11 protein-coding genes are annotated in these 12,687 nt (G+C 32.4%); 8 read left to right on the forward strand and 3 right to left on the reverse strand.

The window, feature by feature from the left end:
• Positions 1-9: 9 nt before the first annotated feature.
• Positions 10-807, reverse strand: a complete 798-nt coding sequence (locus FUA26_RS08275; RefSeq protein WP_147134226.1) for a polysaccharide biosynthesis/export family protein — start codon at positions 805-807, stop codon at positions 10-12.
• A 105-nt stretch (positions 808-912) separates the two neighbouring features.
• On the opposite strand from FUA26_RS08275, the gene FUA26_RS08280 reads away from it, so the two are divergent.
• The 7 genes from FUA26_RS08280 to FUA26_RS08310 all read left to right on the forward strand — a co-directional run bounded on the left by FUA26_RS08280 (position 913) and on the right by FUA26_RS08310 (position 9,481).
• Positions 913-2,775, forward strand: a complete 1,863-nt coding sequence (locus tag FUA26_RS08280) for an ABC-F family ATP-binding cassette domain-containing protein (protein WP_147134229.1) — start codon at positions 913-915, stop codon at positions 2,773-2,775.
• A gap of 22 nt (positions 2,776-2,797) precedes the next feature.
• Positions 2,798-3,565: an O-methyltransferase gene (locus FUA26_RS08285; protein WP_147134233.1), complete on the forward strand. Its 768-nt coding sequence runs from the start codon at positions 2,798-2,800 to the stop codon at positions 3,563-3,565.
• 84 nt (positions 3,566-3,649) lie between these two features.
• Entirely contained in the window at positions 3,650-4,222 is a 573-nt protein-coding gene (locus tag FUA26_RS08290; RefSeq protein ID WP_147134236.1) for a cob(I)yrinic acid a,c-diamide adenosyltransferase, read from the forward strand.
• 165 nt (positions 4,223-4,387) lie between these two features.
• Complete coding sequence (locus tag FUA26_RS08295) at positions 4,388-4,609, forward strand: DUF2795 domain-containing protein (RefSeq protein WP_019387375.1); 222 nt, start codon at positions 4,388-4,390, stop codon at positions 4,607-4,609.
• A gap of 159 nt (positions 4,610-4,768) precedes the next feature.
• Positions 4,769-8,119, forward strand: a complete 3,351-nt coding sequence (gene secA, locus FUA26_RS08300; protein WP_147134239.1) for a preprotein translocase subunit SecA — start codon at positions 4,769-4,771, stop codon at positions 8,117-8,119.
• 112 nt (positions 8,120-8,231) lie between these two features.
• Positions 8,232-9,080: a metallophosphoesterase gene (locus FUA26_RS08305; protein ID WP_147134242.1), complete on the forward strand. Its 849-nt coding sequence runs from the start codon at positions 8,232-8,234 to the stop codon at positions 9,078-9,080.
• A gap of 173 nt (positions 9,081-9,253) precedes the next feature.
• Positions 9,254-9,481, forward strand: coding sequence for a YgaP family membrane protein (locus tag FUA26_RS08310; RefSeq protein ID WP_246109103.1), 228 nt, complete (start codon positions 9,254-9,256; stop codon positions 9,479-9,481).
• Here FUA26_RS08310 and FUA26_RS08315 read toward each other — a convergent pair whose 3' ends face one another.
• Both FUA26_RS08315 and rimO read right to left on the reverse strand, forming a co-directional pair.
• A complete protein-coding gene (locus tag FUA26_RS08315) occupies positions 9,482-10,159 on the reverse strand; it encodes a peptidoglycan DD-metalloendopeptidase family protein (RefSeq protein WP_147134245.1) in 678 nt (225 codons plus the stop codon). It lies immediately after the preceding gene.
• 7 nt (positions 10,160-10,166) lie between these two features.
• Positions 10,167-11,471 carry a 30S ribosomal protein S12 methylthiotransferase RimO gene (gene rimO, locus FUA26_RS08320; RefSeq protein WP_147134248.1) on the reverse strand — a complete coding sequence of 435 codons (1,305 nt, stop codon included), beginning with the start codon at positions 11,469-11,471 and terminating at the stop codon, positions 10,167-10,169.
• 117 nt (positions 11,472-11,588) lie between these two features.
• On the opposite strand from rimO, the gene FUA26_RS08325 reads away from it, so the two are divergent.
• Complete coding sequence (locus FUA26_RS08325) at positions 11,589-12,668, forward strand: serine hydrolase domain-containing protein (RefSeq protein ID WP_147134251.1); 1,080 nt, start codon at positions 11,589-11,591, stop codon at positions 12,666-12,668.
• Positions 12,669-12,687: the final 19 nt, after the last annotated feature.

Genomic DNA, 12,687 nt, shown 5'->3' on the forward strand with positions numbered 1-12,687 from the left:
AAATACAACTTACAAGTTTTTGGCTAAAAAATACGTAGAAACTAATACTGAAAAAATTGACGCTACCGTTGTTAAGGTTTGTGTAGCTGTTTCGCCAGCTCCTAAAACCTTACGTTTTAAAGGTTTTACCAAAATCATATCATTAGGCTGAATGTAATAATACGGTGATTTCATTGCAGCTACATCAGTTAAATCTATGTGGTGTATTTTTTGTCCGTCTGGGTATTGTCTTATCACTAAAACATCAGTTCTATCGCCTGTTGTTTTTATATCACCTGCATTTGCTAAAGCTTCAATAATATTAACCCTATCTTGGTACAATGTATAAACACCTGTACCACCCGTTTCACCTGTAACAGTATAGCGTAACCCAGCTAATTTTACAGTGACAAAAATTTCGGCTGTTTCTTTAAAATATTGCTTTAACAATGCCGTTTTCACTTTGGCTTCAATATCTTTAATAGTGTAACCTAATACATTAATTTCTCCTAAAATAGGAAACTTAATATTTCCATGTAAATCAACCGTAAAACCCGTAAAATATAAATTTGCTCCACCTACATTTTGACCAGAGTTTTCTTGAGATGTTGGATTAAAAATACTAACCAATTCTTCATCTAAAGCCTTTACATTTATATACAAAATGTCATTAATTTGAACCCTGTATGGTTTTGAAAGTTCTTTAATTTGAAGCGAATCACTCATTGCAGTGCCTTTATCTTGCAAGTACACTACATCTTTGTTTGTAATGCATGAGCTTAATAACACAGCAAAAAGCAATAAAAATAACCAATAACAATGTTTCATTAAAAATAGGTTGAGTAATCACAAATATAGGTTTTCAAAGGGAATAATAAAACTTCAATCGGATTTTATAGATATTTGCACGTTATTTGCAAAAAAAGCGGGTTTATGAATTATTTAACTGTTGAAAACATATCAAAATCTTATGGCGAAGTTGTTCTTTTTGAAAACTTATCTTTTAGTGTTCATAAAGACCAAAAAATTGCGTTTGTTGCCAAAAACGGCACCGGAAAAACCTCTATTTTAAATATTCTTTCAGGTGATGACGAAGCTGATAGCGGTAATGTAATTTACCGTAAAGACATTAAAGTAGCTTTTCTTTCGCAAGACCCTAAATTTGATAAAAACTTAACCGTTGAAGAAACTATTTTTGCTAGTGACAATCCTATTTTAAAAGTAATTCACAACTACGAGCAAGCACTGTTAAACCCAGAAGACACAGAAGCTTACCAAAAAGCTTTTGAGGCCATGGAACAACACAACGCATGGGATTTTGAAACGCAATACAAACAAATTCTTTTTCAATTAAAACTTGATAATTTAAACCAAAAAGTAGCACTGCTTTCTGGTGGACAAAAAAAACGGCTTTCGCTTGCTAATGCACTTATAAACAAACCCGATTTACTAATTTTAGATGAGCCTACAAACCATTTAGATTTAGAAATGATTGAATGGCTTGAGGCCTTTTTTGCTAAAGAAAACATTACCTTGTTTATGGTAACACATGACAGGTATTTTCTTGAACGTGTTTGTAACGAAATTATTGAGCTAGATGCCGGCCAACTTTACACCTATAAAGGGAATTACTCATATTATCTAGAAAAAAAGGAAGAACGCAAAGAGCGTGAAAATATTGAGGCTGGCAAAACAAAACAGCTGTTTAAAAAGGAATTAGAATGGATGCGTAGACAACCCAAAGCACGCACCACAAAATCTAAATCTAGAATTGACGATTTTTTTGAAATTAAACATAAAGCGCACCAACGCCGTAAAGAACATCAGGTACAATTAGAGCTTAACATGGAACGCCTAGGAAGCAAAATTTTGGAGTTCCACAAAGTATCAAAGGCTTTTAAAGACAAGGTTATTTTAAAAAGCTTTGATTACACCTTTAAAAAAGGCGAACGTGTTGGTATTATTGGTAAAAACGGCACAGGAAAATCTACATTTCTTAATATTTTAACCCAAACCTCTCAACCCGATGCTGGTAAAGTTGTTAAAGGTGAAACTGTAAAATTTGGCTACTATACCCAAAACGGTATTACCATAAAACCCGAGCAAAAAGTTATTGATGTTATTAAAGAATTTGGTGATTATATTCCTTTAAAAAAAGGCAAACAAATTAGTGCACAACAACTTTTAGAACGCTTTCTTTTTAGCAGAAAAAAACAATATGATTTTGTTGAAAAACTTAGTGGTGGTGAACGCAAACGCTTATATTTATGTACCGTTTTAATTCAAAATCCTAATTTTTTAATTCTTGATGAGCCAACTAACGATTTAGATATTGTTACCCTAAATGTACTTGAAGAATTTTTGTTAGATTTTCCTGGTTGCATCATAGTTGTATCGCATGACAGGTATTTTATGGATAAAATTATTGATCATCTTTTTGTTTTTAAAGGCGAAGGCAACATTGAAGATTTCCCAGGAAACTACTCTGATTATAGAGTTTATGAAGATAGCCAACCTACCATTTCTAAAACTACCGATGACAAAAAAGACAAAACCGCCTGGAAAGAAAACAAAGCAAGCAAACTAAGTTATAACGAAGAAAAAGAACTTAAAAATATTGAAAGTAAACTAAAATCTTTAGCATACGATAAAAAACAATTAGAAGATAAGTTTTTAAATCCAGATTTAACACAAGACCAAATAAACAAACTATCAGAAGAGCTTCAAAGTATTATTGATACCATTGAAACCAAAGAAGAACGTTGGTTTGAATTATCTGAAAAACTAGAAAATTAAGTGTTTTCATAAGTTATAAAACATGTTATACCAAACCATTCAGTATTTAAAATTTTTATTAAAATCTACAAATCAACATGGTGTACACTCGCCTTTTGTGTACAATTTGGTAACTAAGTGCTTTTATAATAAAACAAAGTTTAAAGCTTATAATAGCCTTAAAAGCTACAAAAAATCACTTCTAAAAAACAAAACACGTATTTCAATAATAGATTTAGGTCCGGGCTCAAAAAAAACAACTTCAAAACACAGAACAATAGCCGAAATAGCTAAAACATCGGGCACTACATTAAAACGAGCAAAACTACTTTTTAGGCTTTCAAAATATTTTAAACCCACTAATGTTTTAGAGCTTGGTACATCATTAGGTATTGCCACACATGCTATAGCCCAAGCAAACAACAACTCCCATATTTTAAGTATTGAAGGATGCCCAAACATTTCAAAATTTTCAAAAGATAACTTAAAAAACTTCAAAAATATTCAAATTAAAAATGGCGATTTTGCAACTATACTTCCTAAACTTAAAAATCAAACATTTGATATGATTTTTTTTGACGGCAATCATCAAAAAGAAACCACACTAAAATACTTTAAAACACTATTGCCAACAACACACAACAATACCATTTTTATTTTTGATGACATATATTGGTCTAAAGGTATGACTGAGGCTTGGGAAACTATTAAACAACACCCAAAAGTTACTGTAACAATTAATACTTTTTATTGGGGCTTTGTTTTTTTTAGAAAAGAGCAAGCCAAAGAACATTTTGTTATTAGAGTTTAATAATTCTACTACTTAAATTGCAATAATAAGCAGCAAAACATTTAACTTTTGCCTTTTCAGTTTTTTACTTTTAACTTTGAAAATATGAAAATTTACACAAAAACAGGCGATAAAGGTACTACTGCACTATTTGGTGGTACACGCGTACCTAAACATCATATTCGTATTGAAAGTTACGGCACCGTTGATGAGTTAAACTCATATATTGGCTTAATTAGAGACCAAAATATACAAGAGCAGTGTAAAAATACACTTATAAAAATACAACATGAACTTTTTACTGTTGGCGCTATTTTAGCCACAGACCCAGAAAAAGCTGTTTTAAAAAACGGCAAAGAGCGCTTGAATATTGATAAAATCACTAATGAGCAAATTGCACACCTAGAGCACGAAATGGATATCATGAATGAGGCATTACCGCCCATGACACATTTTGTGCTCCCGGGCGGACACCAAACCGTGTCATTCTGTCATATAGCCCGTTGCGTATGCCGTAGGGCCGAACGTTTAGCAACCGCACTTAATGAAACGGAACCAATAAATAATAATGTTTTAATGTACTTAAACCGTCTTTCTGACTATCTTTTTGTATTGGCACGAAAGTTGTCACAAACTTTACAAGCAAATGAAGTAAAGTGGATACCTGAAAAGTATTAAGCGAAAACATTTAGCTACCCGAGTATTAACCTTGCAAAACGTAAAATTTTTATGCTTTTGTAACGTAAAGAAAAACGCTCTTTTAATTAATGATTAAATAATGCACTTTTTTCTTGCACGTTTAAACTAAAAATTTATTTTTGCAAAAAATTAAACCTAGAAGAAATGTATTGGACTTTAGAACTAGCATCTTATTTAAGTGATGCCCCTTGGCCGGCTACAAAAGACGAGCTAATTGACTATGCTATTAGAACTGGAGCACCTTTAGAAGTTGTTGAAAATTTACAGTCTATTGAAGACGAAGGTGATTCTTATGATTCTATTGAAGAAATCTGGTCTGATTATCCTACAGATGAAGATTACCTGTGGAATGAAGATGAATACTAAATAAAAAGCATAAAATAGTTAAAAAGTCTCTTTTTTGAGGCTTTTTTTTATTCTTATAGCTACAAAAACATATAACATAATGTATCTTTGAGAGCACATTAAAATACATTATACATTACAAACTACAGGGTAAAACCTTAGTAAATATAAATACATACTATGAGTTTTTTAAATTCTGTCTTGAAAGTATTTGTAGGAGACAAATCAAAACAAGACGTTAAGGCTATTAAGCCAATTGTTGAAAAAATAAAATCTTTTGAGTCTGCTTTAGAAGCGTTATCACATAACGAATTACGAAATAAAACCGTTGAATTTAAAGCCAAAATTGCCGAGGCTTGTAAAGATTTAAACAACCAAATAGCAAAACTTACCGAAGAAGCCGAAAGTACCGAAGATATTGATAAACGCGAAGATATTTATCTAGAAATAGACAAAATACATGACGATGTTTACACTAAAACCGAAGCTGTTTTAGAAGAAATTTTACCTGAAGCCTTTGCTGTTGTAAAAGAAACAGCAAAACGCTTTGTTAACAATACAAGCATTACCGTTAATGCCACTACTTTTGATCGTGAATTATCAGGCATTAAAGATTACGTTACACTTGATGGCGATAACGCTACTTGGGCTAATTCATGGGATGCTGCAGGAAAACCAATTACTTGGGACATGATTCATTATGATGTACAATTAATTGGAGGTATAGCCATGCACCAAGGCAAAATTGCCGAAATGCAAACTGGTGAAGGTAAAACACTTGTTGCAACACTACCTGTTTATTTAAATGCCTTAGCAGGCAAAGGTGTGCACCTTGTAACGGTTAACGATTATCTTGCAAAACGTGATAGTGCGTGGATGGCGCCCATTTTTGAGTTTCACGGCTTAAGTGTAGATTGTATAGATTACCATCAACCAAACTCTGATGCCCGAAGAAAAGCCTACAATGCCGATATTACTTACGGAACAAACAACGAATTTGGATTTGATTACCTGCGCGATAACATGGCGCACGCACCAGAAGATTTAGTTCAACGCCCACACCACTACGCCATTGTTGATGAGGTTGACTCCGTTTTAATTGATGATGCCCGTACACCTTTAATTATTTCTGGCCCTATACCAAAAGGAGATCACCATGAATTTAACGAGCTAAAACCAAAAGTAGATAACATTGTAGGTGTACAACGTAAATATTTAACAGGTGTTTTAGCCGAAGCCAAAAAGCTTATTACCTCTGGTGATACCAAAGAAGGTGGTTTTCAATTATTACGCGTATACCGTGGTATGCCAAAAAACAAAGCACTTATTAAATTTTTAAGTGAAGAAGGCATAAAACAGCTACTACAAAAAACTGAAAACTTTTACATGCAAGACAACAACCGCGAAATGCACAAGGTTGATGCAGAATTGTACTATGTAATTGATGAAAAAAATAATCAAGTTGAATTAACCGATAAAGGTGTTGAGTTTATTTCTGGTAAAGAAGATCCTAACTTTTTTATTATGCCAGAAATAGGTATGGAAATTGCAAAAATTGAAAGCCAAGGCTTATCATCTGAAGAAGAAGCTAATTTAAAAGAAGATTTATACAAAGAATTTGGCGTAAAATCTGAACGCATTCACACACTAAACCAATTACTAAAAGCATACGCTTTGTTTGAAAAAGACACCCAATATGTGGTAATGGATAACAAAGTAATGATTGTAGATGAGCAAACGGGGCGTATCATGGATGGGCGTCGTTATTCTGATGGTTTACATCAGGCAATTGAAGCTAAAGAAAACGTTAAAATTGAAGACGCCACACAAACATTTGCTACAGTAACACTTCAAAATTACTTCAGAATGTACCGCAAATTATCAGGTATGACAGGTACAGCTGTTACTGAAGCTGGCGAATTTTGGGAGATTTACAAACTAGATGTTGTTGAAATTCCTACAAACAAACCCATAGCACGTGATGATCGTGAAGATTTAGTTTATAAAACAAAGCGCGAAAAATACAATGCCGTTATTGATGAAGTAACCCAATTATCAAAAGCAGGACGCCCTGTATTAATTGGTACAACCTCGGTTGAAATATCTGAGTTACTTGGTAAAATGCTTAGTATTCGTAAAATTCCGCACAACGTATTAAACGCAAAACAACACAAAAAAGAAGCTGAAATTGTTGATCAAGCAGGCAGAAGCGGGCAAGTAACTATTGCTACAAATATGGCGGGTCGTGGTACCGATATTAAATTAAGCGACGAAGTTAAAAAAGCGGGTGGTTTAGCAATTGTTGGTACAGAGCGCCATGATTCCCGAAGAGTAGACCGCCAATTACGTGGTCGTGCCGGACGTCAAGGAGATGTTGGTAGCTCACAATTCTATGTATCATTAGAAGATAATTTAATGCGTCTTTTTGGTAGCGAACGTATAGCCAAAATGATGGATAGAATGGGCTTAAAAGAAGGCGAAGTTATTCAACATTCAATGATATCAAAATCTATTGAACGTGCTCAGAAAAAAGTAGAAGAAAATAACTTTGGCGTACGTAAGCGCTTATTAGAGTATGATGATGTTATGAATGCACAACGTGAGGTTGTTTACAAACGCCGTAAACATGCCTTACATGGTGAACGCCTTCGTGTTGATTTAGCAAACATGATTTTTGATACCTCTGAAGGTATTGCACAAACAAACAAAACTGCTAATGACTATAAAAACTTTGAATTTGAATTGATTAGATATTTCTCAATGAGTTCTCCAATTTCTGAAACTGAATTTGGTAAACTTTCAGAGCAAGATATCACTTCAAAAATATATAAAGCTGCTTTTGATCATTATCGTGAAAAAATGGAACGCAATGCCGAAATTGCTTTCCCTGTTATTCAAAATGTATATGAAAATCAGCGCGATAAATACAAGCGTATTGTTGTACCATTTACCGATGGTGTTAAAAGTTTAAATGTTGTTACAGATCTTGAAAAAGCTTACCAAACAAATGGTAAACAACTAATTACAGATTTTGAAAAAAATATTACACTTGCCATAATTGATGATGCTTGGAAAACGCATTTACGTAAAATGGATGAGTTAAAACAATCTGTTCAATTAGCTGTACATGAGCAAAAAGATCCGCTTTTAATTTATAAATTTGAAGCTTTTGAATTGTTTAAAGATATGATTGACCAAGTAAATAAAGATGTTATTTCATTTTTATTTAAAGGTGAATTACCCCAAGAAACACAAGATAATATACAAGAAGCCAGAGCAAGAAAACAAGAAAAAGTACAAACTACTAAAGAAGAAATACCAAACCTTGATGAACGTTCTGCTCAAAATAGGGCTGCTAGCAATACACAACAGCAACAAATTGTTGAAACCATTGTACGTGATAAACCAAAAATTGGACGTAACGACCGTGTTACCATAAAAAATGTAATGAATGGTGAAAATAAAACTGTAAAATTTAAACAAGCAGAACCTTTATTAGCTAAAGGCGAATGGGTTATTGTTGAAGATTAAAATATTTTACCTTTAAAAAAAACAAAATCCTGATAATTTTTATCAGGATTTTTTCTTTTCTATTTTAGCTCAAAAGTTTCTTTTTTTTAAGATACCTATAAATTCTATTTTTTTGAAACGCAGAAATTTTATAAAGAAAAGTATTTATACCTCTATTGGTATTGGCGCTTTAAGCGGTTTATATGCATGGCAACTGGAACCTTATTGGCTTGAGTTTGTTTCTATTAAAATGCCCATTAAAAATTTACCAAACCACCTAGTTGGCAAAACCATAATGCAAATAAGCGATGTGCACATTGGCAATCATGTTGATGACAACTACTTAATTAACGCTTTTAAAAAAGCACAAAATTTAAATCCTGATATTGTTGTTTATACAGGCGATTTTGTCCATTATGACAGCCCTGAACAATTTAAACAACTTCAAAAAGTAATGCAACACGCCGTAAAAGGAAACATGGGCACATTAGGTGTTTTAGGCAATCATGATTATGGTGAAGATTGGAAAGAAAGTAATGTAGCCAACACTATTACTGATATTGTAAACGCATGTGGAATTACAATACTTAGAAATGAAACTACCAATATTAATGATTTAAATATTATTGGAATTGACGATTTTTGGGGCACTAATTTTCACCCAGAAAAAGCGCTAGCAAATTTTAACATTAATAAGGCAAACTTAGTTTTATGCCATAACCCTGATGTGTGCGATTTAAATGTGTGGAACAATTACAATAGCTGGATTTTATCTGGTCATACTCATGGTGGGCAAGTAAAACCGCCATTTTTAAAACCACCTATTTTACCTGTTAAAAACAAACTATATTCGGCTGGTATTTTTAATTTATCAAACCAAAGAACATTATATATAAATAGAGCTTTAGGGCATTTATACCAAGTACGTTTAAATGTAAGACCAGAGATTACTTGCTTTCATTTAGAAACTGAAATAGCCTAAAAATTACATTTTTAATCATTTAAACGATTTTTTAATGAGTTATTAAAAAAAAATAATACTAAAAAAGTTTTATTTTGTAATAATTTAAACTAACTTTATAAAAACACCTTTTATATAAGATAACTGGTTAGTTACTAGTTGACTATATATATTCAATTTAATAAAATAATGTTATGGGTTTATTTAAGATTAAAAAAAACATGGATATTATTGATAGATTATTAAGAGGTGTTATAGCGCTTGTAATTGTTATTCTATCTATTACCGGTGTTTTAACAGGAACTGCTAGTACAATATTATTAATTTTAGCTGGTGTATTTATACTAACTAGCATTACAGGAAATTGCCCTTTGTATGTACTGTTTAAGGTTAATACTTGCAGAGTTAAAACCAAAAACTAACTAAGTTAACTTTAAAAGAATATTAGGGTCTGGACAATTTTCCGAATAAAAATTCAAATCCTTTTTTGAACACACTCCAGGGTAATCTCCCAAACAACCTTGTAAATCTTTTATAATTTGAAAGTGTAAATGTGGTGGGTAATTTCCGTTAACGGTTTCGTCTCCTAAAGTTGCTATTGGTTCACCTTTAACAAATGTTTTTCCAACTTTTAATTGCTGAATTGATTGTAAACTTAAATGGCCATAAAGTGTGTGAAAAACTATATTATTAACAGTGTGTTCTAATATAATTGTTGGCCCATAATCGCCAAAATTGATATTATTTTTAAAACTATGCACTCTACCATCAAGAGGGGCAAAAATGGGTGTATTAGCATCAATCCATAAATCTACACCTAAATGTATATTACGCTCTTGCTCTGGGTTGCTAAAATGATTACTACGCCTGTAAATTCCGCGTACTTCCTTATAACCACCAAACGCTACTAATGCATTATTTTCTGCTTTAATTTGATTAATAAAATTCCCTAAATGCTTGGGTGATGATACATCAACTTGTTTTAATGCTTCATTATCTTCAGATAAGTTTAATTTAACGTATTGAGATATTAAAATAGCTTCACTTAAAACATGTAAAGGCTCTGAACTAATTGAATTTAAAAAAGTATGCAACGCCATAAAACAATTAATTTACAACATCCGCATACAAATCAAAATCTTCGGCTTCGGTTATTTTTACAGTGGTGTACTCACCTGTTTTTAAATAAGTTTTTGTGGCATCAATTAAAACTTCGTTATCAACATCGGGTGAATCAAATTCTGTTCTACCAACAAAATAATTTCCTTCTTTACGGTCAATCACTACTCTAAACTCCTGTCCAATTTTAGCTTGATTCAATTCCCAAGAAATCTGAGATTGAATTTCCATAATTTCATTGGCACGTTCAATCTTTACATCTTCTGGTACATCATCCTCTAAATTGTAAGCGTGTGTATTTTCTTCGTGAGAATACGTAAAACATCCTAAACGCTCAAAACGCATTTCTTTTACCCAATCTCTAAGTGTTTCAAAATCTTCTTGAGTTTCTCCAGGATAACCAACAATTAAAGTAGTTCTAATAGTCATCTCAGGTACTCTAGCTCTAAAATCTTTAAGTAATTTAGTGGTCTTTTCCTTAGTTGTACCACGACGCATACTTTTTAAAATAGAATCTGAAATATGTTGTAACGGAATATCTAAATAATTACAAATTTTAGGTTCGCGTTTCATAACATCAAGTACATCCATTGGAAAACCTGTTGGAAATGCATAATGTAGCCTAATCCACTCAATGCCTTCAACCTTTACCAAGGCTTCAAGTAATTCTGCTAAGTTTCGTTTTTTATATAAATCTAACCCATAATAGGTTAAATCTTGGGCTATAAGTATCAGCTCTTTAACACCATTTGCAGCTAGTTTTTCAGCTTCAATTACTAAAGCTTCAATAGGTGTACTGCGGTGTTTACCACGCATTATAGGTATAGCGCAAAAACTACAAGGTCTATCGCAACCTTCGGCTATTTTTAAATAGGCATAATTTTTTGGGGTGGTTGTTAAACGCTCTCCAATGAGTTCGTGTTTATAATCGGCTCCTAAGGCTTTTAATAAACCTGGTAACTCAGTGGTACCAAAATATTGATCTACATCCGGAATTTCCTTTTGCAAATCGGGCTTGTAGCGTTCACTTAAACAGCCTGTTACAAAAACTTTATCAACAATACCAGCTTCTTTTTTTTGCATAAACTCTAAAATAGTATTTACACTTTCTTCTTTGGCATTATTTATAAAACCACAGGTATTTATAACTACAATATTACCTTCTTCTTCATGAACAACATCTTTACCACTGGCTTTAAGTTGCCCCATTAACACCTCACTATCGTAAACATTTTTACTACAGCCAAGGGTTACTACATTTATCTTGTTCTTTTTTAATGTTTTTGTACGCATACTATTTTAAATATGGGTGCAAAGATACGGAATGATTTAAGATTTATAATTTTAAATTAATTACTATTAAACCTTTAGTATATTTAAGCGTCATAAATATCAATTACCTTTAAAATTATGAAAAACACAACCTACATTTTTCTGCTTTTGGCATTAATATTTTTTAATTGTACTTCGGAAGAAACTACCAGTAATAACAATGTGGTTGATGATTCTATTTACTTTCCCGATGCAAACACCACCTCTTGGGAAACACTTCCCATTACTAATTTAGATTGGGATACTACTAAACTCGATGCTTTATTAGCGTTTTTAGAAACCAATGGCACTAAAAGTTTTATGATACTTTATAACGGAAGAATTGTTGTTGAAACCTACATGAATGGGCATGATAGTAACAAACTTTGGTATTGGGCCAGTGCAGGCAAAACACTTACTTCAACACTTTCTGGCATTGCTGAAGATGAAGGTTTAATTGATATAAACCATAAAGTTTCAGATTATTTAGGTAATGGCTGGACCCAAATGCCTATTGAAAAAGAACAATTAATTACTTGTAAACATTTATTATCTATGAGCTCTGGTTTAGATGATAGTTTAGGTGATAATGTAAACCCAGAAAACCTACAATATAAAGCTGATGCTGGAACACGATGGGCTTACCATAATGTGTACAAAAAAATGCAAAATGTTTTAGCTGAAGCTAGTGGCACGTCATTTAAAAACTACTTTAATACTAAACTAAGAGACCGAATTGGCATGAGTAGCAAAGGTAACTGGTTAGAGTTAAACGATTTTAATGTGTACTGGAGCAACACACGAAGTATGGCACGGTTTGGTTTACTTATTTATGCTAAAGGAAAATGGAAAAATGAGCAAATTGTTTCTGAAGCTTTTTTAAATGAAGCCACAAACACTTCGCAAAACATGAACAAATCATATGGTTATTTATGGTGGCTAAACGGAAAACAACAGTATTTATTACCTGGAAGTCAATTACAATTTGCAGGCAATTTAGTGCCTAATGCACCTATTGATATGTTTGCTGCTATGGGAAAAAACGATCAGAAAATTTATATAGTACCAAGCAAAAAACTAGTAATTATAAGAATGGGAGAAGCTGCCGATGATGAAACATTTGCGCTTTCTAGTTTTGATAATGACTTATGGGAAAAAATTAATAACGTAATTAAATAATTAAAAAAATTCCCGCTTT

Source organism: Seonamhaeicola algicola, from assembly GCF_007997385.1.
GTDB classification, from domain to species: domain Bacteria; phylum Bacteroidota; class Bacteroidia; order Flavobacteriales; family Flavobacteriaceae; genus Seonamhaeicola; species Seonamhaeicola algicola.